This window comes from Kytococcus sedentarius DSM 20547, from assembly GCF_000023925.1.
GTDB lineage: Bacteria > Actinomycetota > Actinomycetes > Actinomycetales > Dermatophilaceae > Kytococcus > Kytococcus sedentarius.
On record NC_013169.1, the window covers coordinates 1,880,176 to 1,900,231 of the forward strand.

20 protein-coding genes are annotated in these 20,056 nt (G+C 71.0%); 5 read left to right on the forward strand and 15 right to left on the reverse strand.

Annotated features, from left to right (window positions below; genetic code table 11):
- Positions 1 to 8: 8 nt before the first annotated feature.
- Entirely contained in the window at positions 9 to 707 is a 699-nt protein-coding gene (locus tag KSED_RS08855; RefSeq protein WP_015779751.1) for an ion channel, read from the reverse strand.
- Complete coding sequence (locus tag KSED_RS08860; protein ID WP_015779752.1) at positions 707 to 3,847, reverse strand: FtsK/SpoIIIE family DNA translocase; 3,141 nt, start codon at positions 3,845 to 3,847, stop codon at positions 707 to 709. The genes KSED_RS08855 and KSED_RS08860 overlap by 1 nt, the downstream gene beginning before the upstream one ends.
- Positions 3,848 to 3,976: 129 nt before the next feature.
- Here KSED_RS08860 and KSED_RS08865 point away from each other — a divergent pair, with 129 nt between their 5' ends.
- Together KSED_RS08865 and KSED_RS08870 are read left to right on the forward strand one after the other, a co-directional pair.
- Positions 3,977 to 4,741 (forward strand): transposase, encoded by a 765-nt coding sequence (locus KSED_RS08865; RefSeq protein ID WP_143827369.1) that lies wholly within the window; start codon positions 3,977 to 3,979, stop codon positions 4,739 to 4,741.
- Positions 4,738 to 5,109 (forward strand): hypothetical protein, encoded by a 372-nt coding sequence (locus tag KSED_RS08870; protein ID WP_015779754.1) that lies wholly within the window; start codon positions 4,738 to 4,740, stop codon positions 5,107 to 5,109. The genes KSED_RS08865 and KSED_RS08870 overlap by 4 nt, the downstream gene beginning before the upstream one ends.
- 66 nt (positions 5,110 to 5,175) lie before the next feature.
- On the opposite strand, the gene KSED_RS08875 is transcribed toward KSED_RS08870, so the two are convergent.
- From KSED_RS08875 to KSED_RS08885, 3 genes are all read right to left on the reverse strand, one after another.
- The gene (locus tag KSED_RS08875; RefSeq protein WP_015779755.1) at positions 5,176 to 6,015 is read right to left on the reverse strand and encodes a L,D-transpeptidase family protein; all 840 of its coding nucleotides are present in this window, start codon (positions 6,013 to 6,015) and stop codon (positions 5,176 to 5,178) included.
- Between the two features lie 327 nt (positions 6,016 to 6,342).
- Positions 6,343 to 6,555 carry an Rv1322 family protein gene (locus KSED_RS08880; protein ID WP_015779756.1) on the reverse strand — a complete coding sequence of 71 codons (213 nt, stop codon included), beginning with the start codon at positions 6,553 to 6,555 and terminating at the stop codon, positions 6,343 to 6,345.
- 92 nt (positions 6,556 to 6,647) lie between these two features.
- Positions 6,648 to 8,321, reverse strand: coding sequence for a 3-hydroxyacyl-CoA dehydrogenase family protein (locus KSED_RS08885; RefSeq protein ID WP_015779757.1), 1,674 nt, complete (start codon positions 8,319 to 8,321; stop codon positions 6,648 to 6,650).
- 130 nt (positions 8,322 to 8,451) lie between these two features.
- On the opposite strand from KSED_RS08885, the gene nucS reads away from it, so the two are divergent.
- Complete coding sequence (gene nucS / locus KSED_RS08890) at positions 8,452 to 9,147, forward strand: endonuclease NucS (RefSeq protein ID WP_015779758.1); 696 nt, start codon at positions 8,452 to 8,454, stop codon at positions 9,145 to 9,147.
- Positions 9,148 to 9,194: 47 nt separating this feature from the next.
- The gene (locus KSED_RS08895) at positions 9,195 to 9,845 is read left to right on the forward strand and encodes a cob(I)yrinic acid a,c-diamide adenosyltransferase (RefSeq protein WP_015779759.1); all 651 of its coding nucleotides are present in this window, start codon (positions 9,195 to 9,197) and stop codon (positions 9,843 to 9,845) included.
- A 56-nt stretch (positions 9,846 to 9,901) separates the two neighbouring features.
- Here the strand turns inward: KSED_RS08895 and KSED_RS08900 are convergent, their stop codons facing one another.
- From KSED_RS08900 to KSED_RS08910, 3 genes are all read right to left on the reverse strand, one after another.
- Positions 9,902 to 10,351, reverse strand: a complete 450-nt coding sequence (locus KSED_RS08900; RefSeq protein ID WP_015779760.1) for a DUF2550 family protein — start codon at positions 10,349 to 10,351, stop codon at positions 9,902 to 9,904.
- A gap of 5 nt (positions 10,352 to 10,356) precedes the next feature.
- On the reverse strand, positions 10,357 to 10,626 hold the full coding sequence (locus KSED_RS08905; RefSeq protein ID WP_015779761.1) for a F0F1 ATP synthase subunit epsilon: 270 nt from the start codon (positions 10,624 to 10,626) through the stop codon (positions 10,357 to 10,359).
- A gap of 73 nt (positions 10,627 to 10,699) precedes the next feature.
- Positions 10,700 to 12,025, reverse strand: a complete 1,326-nt coding sequence (locus KSED_RS08910) for a uracil-xanthine permease family protein (RefSeq protein ID WP_015779762.1) — start codon at positions 12,023 to 12,025, stop codon at positions 10,700 to 10,702.
- Positions 12,026 to 12,149: 124 nt separating this feature from the next.
- Here KSED_RS08910 and KSED_RS08915 point away from each other — a divergent pair, with 124 nt between their 5' ends.
- The gene (locus KSED_RS08915) at positions 12,150 to 12,869 is read left to right on the forward strand and encodes a 2OG-Fe(II) oxygenase (RefSeq protein WP_015779763.1); all 720 of its coding nucleotides are present in this window, start codon (positions 12,150 to 12,152) and stop codon (positions 12,867 to 12,869) included.
- 135 nt (positions 12,870 to 13,004) lie between these two features.
- Here KSED_RS08915 and atpD read toward each other — a convergent pair whose 3' ends face one another.
- The 7 genes from atpD to atpB form a co-directional block, all read right to left on the reverse strand.
- Positions 13,005 to 14,465 carry a F0F1 ATP synthase subunit beta gene (atpD, locus tag KSED_RS08920; protein WP_015779764.1) on the reverse strand — a complete coding sequence of 487 codons (1,461 nt, stop codon included), beginning with the start codon at positions 14,463 to 14,465 and terminating at the stop codon, positions 13,005 to 13,007.
- Between the two features lie 34 nt (positions 14,466 to 14,499).
- Positions 14,500 to 15,432, reverse strand: coding sequence for a F0F1 ATP synthase subunit gamma (locus KSED_RS08925; protein ID WP_015779765.1), 933 nt, complete (start codon positions 15,430 to 15,432; stop codon positions 14,500 to 14,502).
- Between the two features lie 168 nt (positions 15,433 to 15,600).
- Positions 15,601 to 17,250, reverse strand: a complete 1,650-nt coding sequence (atpA, locus tag KSED_RS08930) for a F0F1 ATP synthase subunit alpha (RefSeq protein WP_015779766.1) — start codon at positions 17,248 to 17,250, stop codon at positions 15,601 to 15,603.
- Between the two features lie 76 nt (positions 17,251 to 17,326).
- Complete coding sequence (locus KSED_RS08935; RefSeq protein WP_015779767.1) at positions 17,327 to 18,142, reverse strand: F0F1 ATP synthase subunit delta; 816 nt, start codon at positions 18,140 to 18,142, stop codon at positions 17,327 to 17,329.
- A complete protein-coding gene (locus KSED_RS08940; protein WP_237699598.1) occupies positions 18,142 to 18,711 on the reverse strand; it encodes a F0F1 ATP synthase subunit B in 570 nt (189 codons plus the stop codon). The genes KSED_RS08935 and KSED_RS08940 overlap by 1 nt, the downstream gene beginning before the upstream one ends.
- 79 nt (positions 18,712 to 18,790) lie before the next feature.
- On the reverse strand, positions 18,791 to 18,994 hold the full coding sequence (locus KSED_RS08945; protein ID WP_015779769.1) for an ATP synthase F0 subunit C: 204 nt from the start codon (positions 18,992 to 18,994) through the stop codon (positions 18,791 to 18,793).
- A 133-nt stretch (positions 18,995 to 19,127) separates the two neighbouring features.
- Positions 19,128 to 19,913 (reverse strand): F0F1 ATP synthase subunit A, encoded by a 786-nt coding sequence (gene atpB, locus KSED_RS08950; protein WP_015779770.1) that lies wholly within the window; start codon positions 19,911 to 19,913, stop codon positions 19,128 to 19,130.
- Positions 19,914 to 20,056 lie beyond the last annotated feature (143 nt).

The following is a 20,056-nucleotide window of genomic DNA, read 5'->3' on the forward strand; positions in this document are numbered from 1 at the left end:
GCCGCGGCTCAGCGGCCGCGGAACTTGGCCAGGGTCAGGCCTAGGAGGCGCGCGACCACCAGGGCCACGTAGTTCATGCCCGCCAGCTCCTCGAGGATGATGAACGACCGGGCGTGGTTGCCAGCCGGGGCGATGTCGGACAGCCCGGTGCCGGTCATGGTCGTCGCCGACAGGAAGATCAGCTCGAACCAGCTCAACTGCTCGCCGTGGGGAGCAGCGAACGACCCCGGCCAGATCGCCTGCACCGCACCGTAGGTGTAGGCAAAGGCCCACACCGCCACGGTGAACGTCGCTCCGGTGGCCCACAACTCGTCGCTGGTGACCCAGTTGTCCGCGAACATGTAGACCAGCAGCGCGAACACCACGTAGAAGTAGAAGATCGCGTGGAAGACCATCGAGGCCAGGTAGACCGCGTCGTTGTCCGGCGCGATCACTTCCCACACCGTCAGCACCGCGGCCGGGCCACCCACCAGCACACCCACCCAGGTGAGCATGGGCGTCCGTCGGACTGCCCGCAGGGCCAGCACCAGCACCAGCAGCCCGAGCAGCGCGAGCGTCAGCCGCCCCGGACCGGACTCGGTCGTGAACGGGTACGCGATGATGCTGAGCAGCTGCACCACCAACAGCACTGCCGACGGGTTGGCAGCGATGCCTCGCCGCACCTTGACGTGCCACGGCGTCGGCGGACGCACCGTGTTGCGGTACATCAGCGTCCCGTCAACTGCCAGGCGTCTTCGTCGTCATCCTCGTCGTCCTCGGACGAAACCGCGTGCTCCCCGACGTCCACCCCGGCGTAGCGGTCACGCATGCCCCGGACCGATCCATCGGATGCCGCGCCGTGGTCGCCGCTCCCACGGCCAGCGGCCCCGCCCGCAGCACCGCCACGGGCATCGTGGTCGGCAGCGCCGTCCTCGTATCCGTCGTAGGAGCCCTCATCGTCCGAAGACGCGTCGTCACCGAGGCTGTCCTCGGCCTGGCCGCCCTGGCCGCTCCCGGCCGCCGCCTCTCGGTCCTCCTCGGGCTCCTGGCCCTTCAACCGCGCCAGCGTGGCCGGCAGGTCCTCCGGACGCACCAGCACGTCACGCGCCTTCGAACCCTCCGAGGGCCCGACGATCTCGCGGGACTCCATCAGGTCCATCAGGCGCCCGGCCTTGGCGAACCCGACACGGAGCTTGCGCTGCAGCATCGAGGTGGACCCGAACTGGGTGTTCACCACCAGCTCGGTCGCCTGCAGCAGCACGTCGAGGTCGTCGCCGATGTCCTCGTCGATCCCCTTGCTCGGCGCGGCCTGCTGCACGTCCTCGCGGTAGTTCGGCGCCAGCTGCCCCTTCACGTGGGCGACGACGTCCTCGATCTCGGACTCGTTCACCCAGGCGCCCTGCACGCGCAGGGTGCGGCTCGCCCCCATCGGCAGGAAGAGGGCGTCACCCTGCCCGATGAGCTTCTCGGCACCGGGCTGGTCGAGCACCACGCGGGAGTCGGCCAGCGACGAGGTCGCGAACGCCATCCGGCTGGGCACATTGGCCTTGATGAGACCCGTCACCACGTCCACCGACGGGCGCTGGGTGGCCAGCACCAGGTGGATGCCGGCCGCACGCGCCAGCTGCGTGATGCGCACGACCGACTCCTCGACGTCGCGCGGGGCCACCATCATCAGGTCGGCGAGCTCGTCCACGACCACGAGCAGGTAGGGATAGGGCTGCAGGTCGCGCTGCGAACCCTCGGGCACCTTGACCTTGCCCGAGCGCACGGCCTTGTTGAACTCGTCGATGTGCTTGTAGCCGTAGTTCGCGAGGTCGTCGTAGCGCTGGTCCATCTCGCGCACCACCCACTGCAGGGCCTCGGCGGCCTTCTTCGGGCTGGTGATGATGGGCGTGATGAGGTGCGGGATCCCCTCGTAGGCGGTGAGTTCCACCCGCTTGGGGTCCACGAGCACCATCCGCACCTCCTCCGGCGTCGCGCGCACGAGGATGGAGGTGATCATCGAGTTCACGAAGCTCGACTTTCCCGAGCCCGTGGCACCGGCCACCAGCAGGTGGGGCATCTTCGCGAGGTTGGCGATGACGTAGCCGCCCTCGACGTCCTTGCCCACGCCCATGACCATCGGGTGGGTGTGGTTGCGCGCCTTCTCGCTGCGCAGCACGTCACCCAGCGACACGTTCTCGCGGTCGGTGTTCGGGATCTCGATGCCAATGGCGGACTTGCCGGGGATCGGCGAGAGGATCCGCACCTCCGCCGAGGCGACGGCATAGGAGATGTTCTTGCTCAGCGCGGTGATGCGCTCGACCTTCACGCCCGGGCCGAGCTCGATCTCGTAGCGCGTCACGGTGGGGCCACGGGTGAAGCCCGCCACCACGGCGTCGACGTTGAACTCCTCGAAGGTGTTCGTCAGCGCCGCCACCACGGCATCGTTCGCGGCGGAGCGCTCCTTGTGCGGCGTCCCCGGCTTGAGCAAGGCCGTGTCCGGGAGCGTGTACGTAATGTCACCCGAGAGGGCCAGCTGCTCCACCCGCTGCGGGAGCTGGGTGGTCGGCGGGGGCACGGGGTCGGAGTCGCCCTGGGCCGCAGCGGGCCGCGCACCCGGCTTGGCGCCGGGCCGCACGCCGGGACGGGCCCCCGGGCGGGAGGGCTTGGCACCGCCCGATGCGGGGTCGCCGCCGTCGTCGATCGACCCACCCTGGACCTCCAGCGCCCGGGTGGCAGCGCGCTCGTCCTCGCGCGACCCCGCATCGGCCTTGCGGGTGCGGCGCGCGGTCCGCACCGGACGGCGCGAGGAGTCGTCCACCTCCGCGGCCTGGTCGAACGGAATGCTCTCGTCCTCGACCACCTCGCGCCGGCGGCGACGCGACCGGCTGGGCGCCGCGTCGTCGTCCTCGTCGGCGCGGGTGCGACGCGGCAGGCCGCGGGAGTCCCGCTCCACGTCCTCGTCGTCGGGGTGGCCGGTGTGGAAGAGCGAGTCACCCAGGTCCGCGAGGCGCTCGGGGATGCGATGCACGGGCGTGGCAGTCAGCACCAGCAGCGCGAACAGGGCCAGCAGCGCCAGCACCACCACGGCACCGATGCCGGTGAGCCCCACCCGCAGCGGGTTCGCGATGAGGTAGCCGAGCATGCCGCCACCGGCGCGCACCTGGGCCAGGCCGTGGGTGGCGTCGGGGAAGCCCTGCACGGCGTGGGTGAGCCCGCAGGCGGCGAACACCGCGGCGATCGAGCCCACCATCAGGCGGGCGTTGTCGGCGGAGTCGGCGGGCCGTCGCATCATGTGCACTCCGGCCCAGGCCAGCAACAGGGGCACCGCCATGGCCACTAGGCCGAAGGTACCGGCGGCCACCGCGTGGATGGCACCGCCCAGCGCCCCGGACAGGCCCCACCACTCGCGCAGGGCGACGATGACGGCGAGCGCGAGCAGGAGGAAGGCCACCCCGTCGCGGGCGTGGTCGCGCTCGAGGCCCCGGGCGGACCCGCCCACGCTGCGGACGGCTCCCCCGACCACGCCGGTCACACCGTTCCAGAGGCCGGTCACGGCACGGCCGAGCAGACCGGTCCCGCCGCCGGCGCCGCCGGACGTGCCACGGCTGGTCGTGCGGGCACCGGAGCCCCGGGAGCCGGCGGCACGCGCCCCGGACCCCTTGGCCGACGCCTTCGAGCCGGCACCCTTCGCACCCGAGGCCTTGGCTCCGGGCGCCTTCGCGCCGGACGCACGCGAGCCCGCCGCCGTCCCGGAGCGGGAACGCGTCCCGGTGCCGGCCGAGCGTGTGCTGGTCTCCGTCTCGGCACGGCGCCTGGACCCACCGGAACGCGGGGCGTTGCGAGGGGCCGAGGACGAGCGACGGGTGCGGGAATCTGCCACGGGCCCACCCTAGGCCGCGACGCCGACAGCCACGCCCACCCACGCCGCCGCGCCGACCGACCGGGCGGTGACACGCACCACCACCGACCACCGGGAGGCGCCTCGGTGAAGGGAGTACCCTTGATCTTCATGAGTGAAGGCACAGCACTGAAGGCTCCGTTGCGGGAGCGTCGGTTCGTCGTGACCGCCGACCAGCAGTCCTCCCGCCACCGCGCCGACGCCGTGCCCGGGATGCTCGGCGTGCTCTCGGACCTGCCCGGCGCCCCCACCGCTGACGGGGGGCTGGTCTTCGACCGCGCCGCCGGCGACGAGATCCAGGGGCTGGTGACCTCGGGGGCGGCGGTCGTGGAGGTCGTGCAGGCGCTGCTGCGCACGGGCGGGTGGCGCATCGGCATCGGCCTGGGGCCCGTGGAGGAGCCGCTGCCCACCTCGGTCCGCGAGGCCCGCGGCCCGGCCTTCATCGCCGCCCGGCGGGCCGTGGAGCGCAGCCACCGCTGCCCGCAGCCCGTCGCCCTGGACGCGAACACCGGTGTCGATGCGGAGCTCGACGCCCCGGAGTCCTCCCCCCTGCGCCACGCCGAGACGGCGCTCTGGCTGTGGGCGGCCGTGTTGGCGCGCCGGACCGACGAGGGGTGGGAGGTCGCCGAGCTGATGCAGGCCGCGTCGACCCAGAAGGAGGTGGCAGCGACCCTCGGCGTCTCGGCGAGCGCGGTCAGCCAGCGGCTGCGCACGGCCGGCTGGGTGGAGTCCCGGCGCGGGGCCGCCCTGGTCGCCGCTCTCCTGGAGGCTGCACACGACGACTGTGCGACGCTGGGCGCCGACGCGGCACGGTCCGACGCAGCGCAGTGCGGTGAGACGACCAGCGACGCCCCGGCTGGCGAGGAGACGGCATGAACTGGTGGGACCCGCAGGTCATCCCGGTGGTGCTGCTGTGCGGCGCGGCGGCGGCCTTCCTGGGCAGCCCGGTGGTGGTCTGGTTCCTCTCGCACGTGGAGTCGCCGGACCCCGACGGCATCGAGCTCCCAGGCGGTCGATGGATCGGCCTGCTGGAGCGCATCGGCACGTTCGCGGCGGTCCTGGTGGGCTCGGCGCCGGCGTTGGCGCTCGTGGTCGCCGTGAAGGGGCTGGGCCGCTACCCCGAGCTGCGGACGGCCAAGAACAGCGCGGTCTCCGAGCGCTTCATCATCGGCACGTTCGCCAGCATCCTGTGGGCGTGCGCGTGGGCCGGCGTCGCACGCCTGGTGATCCACCTGCTCGGGTGAGCGCGGGCGCACGCGAAGGGCGGGGCACCGCATCACGCGATACCCCGCCCTGCTGCGGCGACGACCTCAGATGGTGCTGCGGACGTCCGTCAGGCCCAGCTCGACGACGTGCTGCGGCGCGGACGAGGTCCCTGCCCCGAAGCGGCCACCCAGCGGGTCCTGGTTGGGGCCGGTGCCGTAGACCGTGATGTCGCGGTCCGAGCGGATCGCGCCCGTGGCAATCATGTGGTTCATGGCCGACACCGACAACCGGGCGCAGCCGTGGCTGTCCGGGTACGGCGGGATGAACGTGGAGCCGTGGATGGCGTAGCCACCCGGCGCGAAGAAGTACGGGCGCCACATGCGTCCCAGCTGGCCGACGCGCCATCCGGAGTCCGTGTTCCACATGCTGCGCCAGGTGCCACGCGGCGTCTTGGCGTGCGGGTACCACTTCTTGTTGTACCAGTAGCCCTTGCCGTTGCCGGTGGACGTGTTGTGCACCTGCTTGACCTGGCCGTCGACCACGTAGAAGAGCAGCTGTCGGTCGAGGTCGATCTCGATGTAGCGGCCCTTGGTGGTCTTCACCGGGATCCGCGGCTGGCGGATGGCCGCCAGCCAGGTGGAGTTGCCGACCACGCCGTCGCGGCGCAGCCCGTAGGCCTTCTGCACGGCCCAGACGGCCTGCTCGGTCTGCGCGCCGTAGACGCCGTCCGGCGTCCCGGCCCAGAAACCGGCCGAGCGGATCTTGCGCTGGAAGTACAGCACGTCGTCGTTGCGGTCCCCCTTGCGCAGCGTGCGCCGCTGCACCTGGTAGGCCGCCGACGCGCTGGACGCCGCAGCGAGGCCCGTGGCGCCGGTCGCAGCGACCGCCGCAGCGCCCGTGACCGCCTGACGACGGGTGATGGTGGGAAGTGTGGTGCGGGACATCGTCCTCTCCTTCTGTTCGACCGGGCCATCGCTCCGGTCAGCGATGGTCCCCTCCCCCGGGAGTCTCCCGGGTTGTCCGGCCGGTGTGTCCACCGTACGCGGAACCGCCCCGCGCGGGTAGGGCAGACGAGGTCCTGTGCGCGGACTGTGCGCGATCTGTGATGCGATGCCCGCCCGCGGGGCGACGTCCGGTCCCTCGCTGGGCGCAGGCCCACCTCCGCTCGACACCGGACCCTCCCCCGGCCCGATGGGGGATCTCCCCGTGCCCATGGGGTCCCTCGCCGGCCCGATGGGGGAACCACACCGGGCCCGACGCGGGCACTCGTCTCAGCCCATCTCCCAGCAGCGGGTGTGCCAGTGGCGCCGCTCCTCGACCCCGAGCATGCCGTCGTTGGGCCAGACCACGTAGTGGCCGGTCGACGAGGCGACCTCGTGCTGGCACCCGGGGCAGCGGTAGACCTTCAGCTCGCCGTTGCCGCGCAGGGTGCGCACCACGAACTCCCGGCCGCCGCGCCACTCGGTCCGGTCGGGCGTGTGCACCAGGCCTCCGCCCACCGGGCCGCGGGGGCTCGCGGACTGGCGGGCCCGGGCACTCCCCCGGGCCCCGCCGCGGCGTCGTGCCCTGCCCACGCTCAGGCGCCGAAGGGCAGGTCCAGCACCGCGTGGTCCACCAGGCTGGCGGCGGGCGCCAGGCCCGGCTCCTGCGTGGCCCCGAACAGCTCGGACTGCACGTCGAGCACGTGGGCGGCACCGAGGTGGTCGAGCAGGGCGAACGGCCCCATCGGGTAGCCACAGCCGTGGACCATCGCGGTATCGATGTCCTCGGAGCTGGCGTAGCCCGACTGCGCCATGAGCACCGCCTCGTTGAGGAAGGGCACCAGCAGCCATTCGACCACGAGCCCCGGCTGGTCCCGCACCACCACGGGCGTCAACCCGGCCCTCTGCACCAGGGCACGGACCGTGGCCTCCACCTCGGGCGCCGTGGTCGTGATCCGCCCGAACTCGATGAGGCGACCGTACGGCGTGGCCTCGTGGAGCACCGCCCGCAGCGAGGCCATGTGGCGCCCGCTGGTGACCGCGAGGTCCACGGTGGAGTCCGCGGTCAGGGACACGATCACCGCATCGGGCTCCAGCACGCGGCCCAGCTCCAGGAAGAGCGCGTCGAGCTCCACCAGGGCGGCGTCCTCCTCGAGCTCCTCGTCGTCGAGCTCGTCCCAGTCCACCTCGGTGGACTCGACCAGCTCGGCGGCCTCGACGACCACCTGCGCGCGCGACAGCACGGAGAGGTCGTCGCCGGCCTCCTCGATGCGGAGCACCTCCAGCCCCGCGCCCGAGAAGGCCTCCGCGAGCTCCCCGGCTGCGTCCCCTGCGCCGATCACGCCCACGACGGACACGTCGCGGGCCGGCGCGGCGGCGTCATCGGCGGACTGCGCGGCGGCCGCCCGGGCCTCCTCGGAGTACGGGTGGAAGCCCGCGCCGCTCTTGCGGCCCAGCAGGCCGGCGTTCACCATCGTGGCCAGCTCGTAGGAGGGCGCATGCATGGCCTTGTGGGTCAGCGAGTGGATGACCCCGCCGATGCCGTTGCACACGTCCAGCCCGACCATGTCCATGAGGGTGAGCGGCCCCATCGGCAGCCCGGCGCCCACGTGCATCGCGGTGTCGAGGTCCTCGGCGCTCACCGCGCCGTCGAAGTACAGCTGGCCGGAGCGGTTCATGTAGCCGTAGAGCAGGTGGTTGGCCACGAAGCCGGCCCGGTCGGCCACCACCACGGGCTCCTTGCCCAGGCGGGTGGCGAGCTCGGCCACGGCGGCCACGGCGTCGTCGTCGGTGGTCGGTGTGTGGATGACCTCCACGAGCTTCTGCACCGGCGCGGGGTTGAAGAAGTGCATCCCGACCACGCGGTTGCGGCGCTGCGTGCCGGAGGCGATCTCGGTGACCGACAGGCTGGAGGTGTTCGTGGCGAGGATCGCCTCGGGCTTGGTGGCGGCATCGAGCTTGCCGAAGATGTCGTGCTTGATCGCCATCTTCTCGGGCACCGCCTCGACCACCAGGTCCACCTCGGCGAGGTCCGCCAGGTCGGCGGTGAAGGTCACCGCATCGAGGATGCCGGCGCGGTCCGCCTCGTCCAGCTTGCCCTTCTCCACGGCGCGGGCGGTGGACTTCTCCAGCAACCCGCGGCCGCGCTCGGCCAGCTCGGGGCTCATCTCCACGCCGACCACGCGCAGGCCTCCGCGCGCGAAGACCTCCACGATCCCGGCGCCCATGGTGCCCAGTCCGACAATTCCCACCGATGCGATCTGCGTCATGCCCCCACTCTCCCATCCCCGATGGGGTGGCGCGCCGCCCGGCCGACGCCAGCCGGGGTGCCGCCCACCTCCGGGGCCCGATCGGGCGCCGGGACCCTCGGCACCGGGCGCCTCGCATAGGGTGCAGCCCGTGCGACTCGTGATTGCCCGCTGCCAGGTCGACTACTCCGGCGCGTTGACCGCCCACCTGCCCCTGGCCACCCGCCTGCTGGTGGTGAAGGCCGACGGCTCGGTGCTGGTGCACTCCGACGGCGGCTCCTACAAGCCCCTGAACTGGATGAGCCCGCCGTGCGTGCTCGTGGAGTCCGACCCCAGCGACGAGCAGGCCGATGCGGGCGTGGAGCGGGTCTGGACCGTCACCCACACCAAGTCCGGCGAACAGCTGGTGATCGAGATCCACGAGGTCCTCGAGGAACTGCAGCGCGACCTCGGCGTGGACCCCGGACTGGTCAAGGACGGTGTGGAGGCGCAGCTGCAGGCCCTGCTGGCCGAGCACGTCACGACGCTCGGCGAGGGGTGGCGGCTGGTCCGCCGCGAGTGGATGACCCCCATCGGGCCGGTCGACCTGCTCTGCAAGGACGACCACGGGCGCACCGTCGCCGTGGAGATCAAGCGCCGCGGCGGCATCGACGGGGTGGAGCAGCTGACCCGCTACCTCGAGCTGCTCAACCGCGACCCGCACCTGGCCCCGGTGCAGGGCGTGTTCGCCGCCCAGGTGATCCGGCCGCAGGCGCGCACGCTGGCCGAGGACCGCGGCATCCGTTGCGTGACCCTGGACTACGACGCCCTGCGCGGCCTGGACGACGCCGAGGGCAAGCTGTTCTGAGGGCGCCCGTCGGGTGCACCCCGGCGCCGGGGTGACAGGCTGGCCCCATGGTCAACCTCACGCGCATCTACACCCGCACCGGCGACGACGGCACGACCGGGCTGGGCGACTTCGGCCGCACCTCCAAGGACGACCCGCGGCTGGTGGCCTACGCCGACACCGACGAGGCCAACGCAGCCCTGGGCGTCGCGATGCTGCACGCCGGCGAGCGGACGGACATCGCCGAGGTGGTGCGCCGCATCCAGAACGAGCTGTTCGACGTCGGCGCGGACCTGTCGCTCCCCCTGCGCGCGAGCTACGAGTACGAGCCGCTGCGGGTGACCCAGGAGTGGATCGACGACCTGGAGGCCGACTGCGACCGCTTCAACGAGGGGCTGCCGACGCTGCGCAGCTTCATCCTGCCGGGGGGCGGGGAGCTCTCGGCCCACCTGCACGTGGCACGCACGGTCGCCCGGCGCGCGGAGCGGGCAGCCTGGACCGCGGTGGCGGTGCACGGGACGGACCCGGCGCAGGAGGGCGCCGAGAAGGGCACCGGAGGGGTCTCGGTCCTGCCGGGCAAGTACCTCAACCGGCTCTCGGACCTGCTGTTCATCCTCGCCCGGAGCGCTGCCGGGGCCGAGGGGGACGTGCTGTGGGAGCCGGGTGGCGGGCGCAACCAGCAGCCGGAGCGTCGTCGCGGGACCCGCCAGGAGGGGTGAGGCGCGGGCCCAGGGACCCAGCGCCACCGAGTGCCCGGAACGGATGGAACACCGGCTCAGAGACCCAGCGCCACCGAGTGCCCGGGCGGCAGCGTCTCCTGCCAGGCCCGCAGCGCGCGCCCGTCCCCCGGGGGCAGCGCCACGTCGAGCGTGACCTCGGCCCCGGCGAGCCTTGCCCCGGCACCCGCCTGGTCCCCGGTGAGCCGGACCCATCGCGCACTGGCACGCGGGGCCGCCTCATCGAGCCACTCGAGCTCGATGGTGGTGCGCCGCAGCGCGAGGTAGGGCGTGGTCCCGGCCCCCCACAGGCCGTGGAACTCCAGCGCGCGCGGCCCCATCCTCATGATTGCCGGGCGCGAGTCGTCCCCCCGGCGCACCGTGCACACGGCCGTGGAGTGCCCACCGGCGATGCGGATGCGCCGCCACCAGGTGAAGGCCACGAAGCAGACGAGGACGACGACCAGCAGACCGACGACGAGCTCGACGACGAGGAGAGGTTGGTCCACGCGGGTCAGTCGGTGAGCGCGCCCGCGTCGACCTTCTCGGCCACCACGGTCACTCGGTCGCTGTCCACGGACAGGAAACCGGTGTCGATGGTCACCTCCTGCTTGCCCGATGCGGTGTGGATGCCCACGGTGCCGGAGACCAGCGCACCGAGCAGCGGGGTGTGGCCGGGCATGATGCCGAGCTCCCCGTCGGTGGTGCGGGCCGTCACCATGGAGGCCTCGCCGCTCCAGACCTCGCGATCAGCAGCAACGAGGTCGACAGTCAGGTGGCTCACCGGGTACTCCTGGGGGGTCGGGGGTGGTGGGGTCACATACTACGCGGCCCCGCGCCAGTGCCTCGCCGCCCCGTCAGCCGGCAGCGCGCTCGCGCGGCGTCGGGTCCTGCGGCATCGGCTCCAGCGGGTCGGGCGTGGCGCCGGTGAGGTCGTTGAGCCACCGCATCAGGTGGAAGACGCCCACCGCGGCGGCCGTGCCGAGCGCGATGCCGGCGAAGGTCACGTCTCCGAAGACCCACGTGAAGTCCGCGATGCCGATCACCAGCGCCACCCCGGCCGTGGTCAGGTTGATGGGGTGGGAGAAGTCCACCCGGTTCTCCATCCAGATGCGCACCCCCAGCACGCCGATCATGCCGTAGAGCACCGTGGAGACTCCCCCGAGCACCCCGGGCGGGATGGTGGCGATGAGGGCGCCCACCTTGGGCGACATGCTCAGCAGCAGCGCGGCCAGGCCGGCCACCAGGTAGGCGGCCGTGGAGTACACCTTCGTCGCGGCCATGACGCCGATGTTCTCGGCGTAGGTCGTGGTGCCCGAGCCACCGCCGGAGCCGGCCAACGTCGTGGCCAGGCCGTCGGCCACCAGGGCGCGCCCCATCATCGGGTCGAGGTCCTGGCCCGTCATGGAGGCCACCGACTTCACGTGCCCGACGTTCTCGGCCACGAGTACCAGCACCACGGGCACGAAGAGCGCGAGCACCGCGATGTCGAAGGTGGGCGTCGTGAACTCCGGCAGCCCCACCCAGTCGGCTGCCCGGACCCGGGCGAAGTCGACCTCGCCGCGCAGGACCGCGACCACGTAGCCCGCCGTCACGCCGATGAGGATCGACAGCCGGCCCAGCAGACCGCGCAGTGCGACGGTCGCCAGCACGACGGCCAGCAGGGTGAGGAAGGCCGTCAGCGGGGCCTTCATGAAGTTGTCCTTGGCGGCCGGTGCCAGGTTCAGCCCGATGAGGGCGACGATGGCGCCGGTGACCAGCGGCGGCATCAGCCGGGTGATCCACCGGTGGCCTGCCAGGTGCACCACGAGGCCGATGCCGACCAGCGCGATGCCGGTGAGCACCACTCCGCCGAGCGCCCCGGACTGCCCGTGGGCGGCCGTGGCGGCACCGATCGGTGCGATGAACGCGAAGGACGAGCCCAGGTAGCTGGGGATCCGTCCGGCAGTGACCACCAGGAAGAGCAGTGTGCCCACGCCGGAGAAGAACAGCGTGGTGGCCGGCGGGAAGCCCGTGAGCAGCGGCACCAGGAAGGTGGCCCCGAACATGGCGACCACGTGCTGGGCGCCGATGCCGGCGGTGCGTCCCCAGCTCAGGCGTTCGCGGGGGTGCACGACGGCACCGGGGGCGATGGTGCGACCGTCGCCGTGCAGGCGCCAGAAGTCTGCGGATGACCAGGACATGGGACTCCTCCGGGGAGCGGCGGGGGCGGGGCACCCGGTGGTGCGGCAGGTGCCGACGGTGCAGGCTCCGCCCGTTCGGCGGGGTGGGCAGCCGCGAGGTCGTGGTCAGTGCCACGATGAGCCCATGCCGACGACCGACTCGACGACTCACGACGCGCCCGCCGCAGGGTACCCGGACTTCATCGAGGTCTACCCGAACGCGCTCTCGGGCGACACCTGCCGTGCCATCCGCGAGGCCTTCGAGGCCAGCAGCGCCCAAGCCCCCGGCAGCACCGGCGGTGGGGTGAACCCGGACCTCAAGGATTCCGTGGACGTGTTCATCTCCGACCGGCCCGAGTGGCGCGAGCTCGAAGCCGAGCTGGTGACCGCGGCGAGCCGGTGCCTGGTGCAGTACGTGCGGAAGTACCCGCACGTCCTCATCGCCCCGATGGTCTTCCACCACCAGCTGCCCGACGGCACGAGCACCCGGATCACCGAGGAGCACGTGGCGGACATGTCGGACGCGGACCTCATCGCGATGGCCGGCACCGCACTGCGCCCCGGGGGCATCAACGTACAGCGGTACACCGCCGACGCCGGCGGCTACCCCTACTGGCACTGCGAGACGATGCCGCGCGACGCCTCCCACGAGACGCTCCACCGCCACTGCCTGTGGACGGTCTACCTGAACGACGACTTCGCCGAGGGCGGGACCGAGTTCCTGTACCAGGACCGGCTGGTGGAGCCGCGCACCGGGTCGCTCCTGATCGCACCCGCCGCGTTCACGCACACCCACCGGGGGAACATGCCCCGCGGTGGGGACAAGTACATCGCCACCAGCTGGTTCCTCTTCCACCGGAAGTGAGGCCGCCCCTCCTGGGCGGGCGGCCCCTCCCGTGAGCCGGGGGTCCCCCGGGGCGCGGGGACCGACGACGAAGGCCCCCACCACACGGTGGGGGCCTTCTGGGTGCTGCGGCTCAGGTGAGCCGGCAGGCAATGGTCAGCTGTTCTCCAGCTCGTGCGCCTGGCGCTCGACGTCCTCGAGGCCACCACACATGAAGAACGCCTGCTCGGGCAGGTGGTCGTACTCGCCGTCGGCGATCTTGGTGAACGCCTCGATGGTGTCGCTCAGCGGCACGGTCGAACCCTCGATGCCGGTGAACTGCTTGGCGACGTAGGTGTTCTGCGACAGGAAGCGCTGGATGCGACGGGCGCGGCCGACGAGGATCTTGTCCTCCTCGGAGAGCTCGTCGATACCCAGGATCGCGATGATGTCCTGCAGCTCCTTGTAGCGCTGGAGGATCGACTTCACGCGGGCCGCCGTGTCGTAGTGGTCCCGCGCGATGTAGCGCGGGTCCAGGATGCGGCTGGTGGAGGTCAGCGGGTCCACGGCCGGGTAGATACCCATGGACGCGATCGGGCGGGAGAGCTCGGTCGTGGCGTCCAGGTGGGCGAAGGTCGTGGCCGGGGCCGGGTCGGTGTAGTCGTCGGCCGGCACGTAGATGGCCTGCATCGAGGTGATCGAGTGACCACGCGTCGAGGTGATGCGCTCCTGGAGCACACCCATCTCGTCGGCCAGCGTCGGCTGGTAACCCACGGCCGAGGGCATGCGGCCCAGCAGCGTGGAGACCTCGGAACCGGCCTGCGTGAAGCGGAAGATGTTGTCGATGAAGAGCAGCACGTCCTGCTTCTGCACGTCACGGAAGTACTCGGCCATCGTCAGGGCCGACAGGGCGACGCGCAGACGCGTGCCCGGCGGCTCGTCCATCTGACCGAAGACGAGGGCGGTCTGCCCGAGGACGCCGGCCTCCTCCATCTCGACCATGAGGTCGTTGCCCTCACGGGTGCGCTCGCCGACACCGGCGAACACCGACACACCACCGTGGTCGCGGGCCACACGGGCGATCATCTCCTGGATGAGCACCGTCTTGCCCACACCGGCACCACCGAACAGTCCGATCTTCCCGCCCTGCACGTAGGGGGTCAGCAGGTCGATGACCTTGATGCCAGTCTCGAACATCTGGGTCTTGGACTCGAGCTTGTCGAAGTCCGGCGCGTTGCGGTGGATGCCCCAGCGCTCGGTCACCTCGAGGGTCTGGCCCTCCTCCAGGTTCAGGCAGTCACCGGTGGCGTTGAAGACCTTGCCCAGGGTGACGTCACCGACCGGCACGCTGATGGGGCCGCCGGTGTCGCGCACCTCGGAACCGCGGACGAGGCCGTCGGTCGGCTGCAGCGAGATGGCGCGGACCAGGTTGTCACCGATGTTCTGGGCGACCTCGAGGTTCAGCGTCTTGGTCTCTCCCGCGAGGTCGACGTCGACCTTCAGGAGGTTGTAGATGGACGGCACTGCGTCCGGCGGGAACTCGACGTCGACGACCGGCCCGATGATCCGAGCCAGACGTCCGACGCCGCCGCCCTGCTGGGTGTCGGAGGAGCGCTCCGCGGCAATGGTGGCGTTCATGTGATCCGTTTCCTTCTTGTCCGTCACTGCTCGGTCACTTGGCGTCCGCGAGGGCAGCGGAGCCGCCCACGATTTCGCTGATTTCCTGCGTGATGTCGGCCTGACGCGCCTGGTTGGCCAGTCGCGTGTAGTCCTTGATGAGGTCCTCGGCGTTGTCCGTCGCGGACTTCATCGCTCGCTGCCGGGCGGCCAACTCGGAGGCGGCCGACTGCAGCAACATGTTGTAGATGCGCGAGGAGACGTACTGCGGCAGCAGCGCGTCGAGCACCTCGTCGGCGCTGGGCTCGAAGTCGTACTCCGGCGTCAGGGAGTCCACACCGGTCGCGGCGTGCTGGTCCTGACCGGCCACCGTCTCGTCATCGGCGTCGACGACCTCCAGCGGGAGCAGGCGCGCGGCCGTGACCTCCTGGGTCACCATGTTGACGAAGCGCGTGTAGACCACGTGCACCTCATCGACTCCGCCCTCGTCGGTCGGGGTCAGGAAGGCCTCGATGATCGCGTCGGAGATCTCCCGCGCGTCCTCGACCGTGGGGGCGTCGGAGAAGCCGGCCCAGTTCTTGACCCACTCGCGGTTGCGGAAGCGGTAGTAGCCCTCGCTCTTGCGTCCCACCAGGTACGGCGCGACCTCCAGGCCCTCCTCGTCCCGCAGCTGCTCGGTGAGGCGGTCGGCGAACTTCATCGGCGCCGACGGGTAGGCACCCGCCAGGCCGCGGTCGGAGGAGATCACCACGACGGCTGCCCGCACGCGCTTCTCGCGCTCGGTGGTCAGCGGGTGGTCCTCGTTGGAGTTCGTCGCGACGGCCGAGACGGCCTTCGTCAGGGCCCGCGCATAGGGCGAGGTCTCCGCAACGCGCGTCCGCGCCTTGATCACGCGCGAGGCAGCAATGAGCTCCATCGCCTTGGTGATCTTCTTGGTCGCCTTGACGGACTTGATGCGTTGGCGGTACTCCCGCGTCCCCGCTGCCATGTCGTTCCGCCTTCCGGTGGTGGTCAGTGCACGTTCTCATCGGTCCCGCCGAGGGCGGGCGGCCGCCGCGTCCTGCGCGCGGCCGGTGACCCGGTCACCCGGGTCGTCCGCCCCTCATCGGGGCGGTGCCGGTGGGGCCGGGGAGGGCGAGCCCTCCCCGGCGTCCACTCAGCGCTTCGCCTTGACGATCCGCTCCTGGTTGACGTCGCCGTCGCCCAGCTCGGGGGTGTTCTCGTCGGCCTCGTCGGAACCCGGGCGGATGCCGGCGTCGTCGGAGGGTGCGAACTGCTTCTTGAAGGCGGTCATGGAGCTCTCGAGCTCGCCCTCGGCATCCTCGGAGAGCTTGCCGCTCTCCACGATGGAGGAGAACAGGCCAGAGTGCTCACGGCGCAGGAAGTCCAGGTACTCGGACTCGAAGCGGCGCACGTCCTCCACCGGCACGTCGTCCAGGTGGCCGTTGGTACCGGCCCAGACGACCGCCACCTGCTCCTCGACGTTCATCGGCGAGGACTGCGGCTGCTTCAGCAGCTCCACCATGCGCGCACCGCGGGCCAGCTGGGCCTTGGAGGCGGCGTCCAGGTCGGAGGCGAACATCGCGAACGCCTCCATCTCACGGAACTGCGCGAGGTCGGTACGCAGACGACCGGAGACCGACTTCATCGCCTTGATCTGCGCGGCACCGCCGACTCGGGACACCGACACACCCACGTTGATGGCGGGGCGGACACCCGAGTTGAACAGGTCGGACTCGAGGAAGATCTGCCCGTCGGTGATCGAGATGACGTTCGTCGGGATGTAGGCCGAGATGTCGCCGGCCTTGGTCTCGATGATCGGCAGCCCGGTCATGGAACCGGCACCCATGTCGTCGCTCAGCTTGGCGCAACGCTCCAGCAGCCGGCTGTGCAGGTAGAACACGTCACCCGGGTAGGCCTCACGGCCCGGCGGGCGGCGCAGCAGCAGCGACACGGCGCGGTAGGCCTCGGCCTGCTTGCTCAGGTCGTCGAAGACGATCAGCACGTGCTTGCCGTCGTACATCCAGTGCTGGCCCAGGGCCGAGCCGGTGTACGGGGCGAGGTACTTGAAGCCGGCCGCGTCGGACGCCGGGGCGGCGACGATGGTCGTGTACTCCAGGGCGCCGTTCTCCTCGAGGGTGCGACGCACCTCCGCGATGGTGGAGCCCTTCTGGCCGATCGCCACGTAGATGCAGCGCACCTGCTGGTTGACGTCGCCGGACTCCCAGTTGCGGCGCTGGTTCAGGATCGTGTCCACCGCGACCGTGGTCTTGCCGGTCTGGCGGTCACCGATGATCAGCTGACGCTGGCCACGGCCGATCGGCACCATCGAGTCCACGGCCTTGATGCCGGTCTGCATCGGCTCGTGCACCGACTTGCGCTCGACCACGCTGGGGGCCTGCAGCTCGAGGGCGCGACGCTCGCCGGACTGGATCTCGCCCAGGCCGTCGATGGGCTCACCCAGCGGGTTCACCACGCGGCCCAGGAAGTTGTCACCCACGGGGACGGACAGGACCTCACCGGTGCGGCGGACCTCCATCCCCTCCTCGATGCCGGCGAAGTCGCCCAGGACGACCACACCGATCTCGTGCACGTCGAGGTTGAGCGCGAGGCCCAGCGTCCCGTCGGCGAACTTCAGCAGCTCATTCGTCATCGCCGAGGGCAGGCCCTCGACGTGGGCGATGCCGTCACCGGCGTCGCTCACACGGCCCACCTCCTGGCTGGCAGCAGCCTGGGGCTCGTACGACGCGACGAACGAGTCCAGCGCGTCCCGGATCTCCTCCGGACGGATCGACAGCTCCGTCATGATCTCTCCTTGGTGGGCCGCTCGTGGGCCCGGGTCAGTGTCTCGGCCGATGTTCTGGGGGTGCGGGTGGAGGCGCTCAGTCGCGCCCGACCATCCCGTCGCGGGCCTCGGCCAGGCGGCGCGAGACGGTGCCATCGATCACGTCGTCCGCGATCTCGATGCGGACGCCACCGACGACGTCCGGGTCGATGACGGTGTTCAGCGTGATGTCACGGCCGTACTGCTTGGCGAGGGCGACCCGCAGGCGCTCCTGCTGGTCGTCGCTCATCTCCACGGCCGTGTGGGCCACGGCCGTGAGCCGCTCGGCGCGGGCCGCGGCGATCTCGCGGTAGGCCCGCAGGGCCAGGTCGAAGCGCAGCGACTTCGCGCCGCCCACCGCCTGGCGGACCAGGCGCAGGGTCTCGGGTGCCACCTTCGAGCCGAGGATCTTGTCCACGAGCTCGGACTTGGCCTCCCGGTCCACCCGACGGTCGGTCAGCGTGGACCGCAGCTCGGCGTGGTCGGTGAACTGCTGCTCCACCGCGAACAGCTCGTCGGTGACGCGCTGTCCGTTGCCCGACCGCTCGGCGGAGTCGAGGACGGCCTCGACACCCAGGCGGATGATCGCCTCCCCGAGGTCGCCCTCGGTGCGCCAGCGCTGGCTGGCGGCGGTGTGGACGACGGTGCGGGTGGGCTCCGACGCGGACGCGAACACCTTGGCCGCCAGGCCTGCCCGGTCCTCGCCCTCACGGGTGGGGTCGGTCAGCGCCCGCCGCAGCTGTCCACTGTCGCCCAGGACCTCGGCCACGCCGAAGAGCTGGTCGGCCAGGTCCATGCCCTGCGCCCCGGCGCCGAGCTGCTGCTCGAGCGCCTGGCGGGTGGTGGTGTACGCACCGATCGAAGTCCCCTGCATCAGCGGGCCTTGCCGGTCGCGCTCGCGGAACCCGACTCGAGCTCGCTCAGGAAGCGGTCGACCAGACCCTTCTGGCGGGTCTCGTCGGTCAGCGACTCACCGACGATGCGGCCGGCCAGGTCGGTCGAGAGACGGCCGACCTCACCGCGCAGCTGGACCTGGGCCTGCTGGCGCTCCGAGGCGATCTGCTTCTGGGCGGTCTCCAGGACCCGGGCGGCCTCGGCGTCAGCCTGCTGACGCTTCTCCGCACGGATGGCGTCGCCCTCCTCGCGAGCCTTCTCACGGATGGCGTTGGCCTCCGCGCGAGCCTCGGCGAGCTGCGACTCGTACTTCTGCTGGGCAGCCCTGGCCTCGGCCTCGGCCTCCTCGGCACGAGCCATGCCACCCTCGATGGCGTCACGGCGCTCGGCATATGCCTTCTCCATGGCCGGCACGAAGAACTTGCTGGCCACGTAGTAGACGATGCCGATGGCGATGAGACCGAAGATGAGCTCGGGCAGGTACGGGATCAGCGCGTCGGTGCCGGAACGACCGGCCGCGTGCTCCTCGCCCTCAGCCAGCACACTCAGGTTGTGCACGGTGTCTCCTTCAACGGATTCAACAGGGGGTGTGGATCGCCGGGGCGGTCCACGTGGTGACGCGGATCCGTCAGAGGATGAAGGTCAGCACGAAGCCCAGGATGGCCAGCGCCTCGGCGATGGCCATACCCAGGATGGCGATCGGCTGCAGGAGCGAGCGGGACTCGGGCTGGCGAGCCACACCGTTGATGTAGGCGGCGAAGATCAGGCCGACGGCGATGGCCGGGCCGATGGTGGCGAGACCGTAACCGACGAGGTTCAGCGAGCCTTCCATGGATTTCCTCTTTCCTTGTGTCCCGCGCGGTCCTTCCACGCGGGGCGGGTTCAGTGGGTGGTGCTCTTCAGTTGTGCGTCATGCAGCGTGTGGGCGGGGTGGTCCCCGCGGTGTGCCCGGTGGGCGGTGGTGCTCAGTGGTCCTCGGAAAGCGACGAGCCGATGTAGCTGGCCGACAGGAGGGTGAACACGTAGGCCTGCAGACCCTGGATCAGGATCTCGAAGACGGTCATGAGCAGACCCATGATCCAGGAGCCAGCGCCGGCGATGGCCAACAGCGGGCCCGAGTTCACCAAGAACCAGCCACCCATGATGAACAGCACCAGGGCCATGTGGCCGGCGAGCATGTTGCCGAAGAGTCGCAGCGCGAGCGTCAGCGGCTGGGTGATGGTCTTGGAGACGAACTCCAGCAGGAAGACCATGGGGACGATCGGCTTGGGCAGCCCAGCGGGCACGAAGGTCTTGAGGTAGCCGACCAAGCCGTGCTTGCGGATGCCGACCACGTTGTAGACCACGTACACGATCAGCGTCAGCACGATCGGGAAGGCGATGGACGCCATCGTGGGCATCTGCACCGGGGGGATGACGCCCATCAGGTTGTTCACCAGGATGAACACGAAGAGCGAGAAGAGCAGCGGCACGAACGGCTTGAACTTCTCACCGCCGATGAGGTCGCGGGCGATGCCGTTGCGCACGAAGTCGTAGATGCCCTCGGTGACGAACATGCCCTTCGAGGGCACGACCGCGGCGCGCTTGGCGGCCCAGAGCATCCAGGCACACAGGCCCGCGGTCACGAGCAGGGCCACCAGCATCTGCCGGGTGAAGGCGTAGCCGCCCACCTCGAACAGGGGGAGCCAGAAGTCGTTGGTGCTCGGCGAGTGGAACTCGACGTCCGCCAACAAGGCCGGTGCGTGGCTCACGTGTTACTCCTCCACGGGGTCAGGGGTCCCGACCCCGATCTCGTGCGCCGATGCACGGGGTCAGACGGCGTCGAAGCACTTGTTCGTCATCACCGCCCGGGTGTTCGAGCCCCTCGGGGCCCACCTGCGGGCAGGTCGAACCA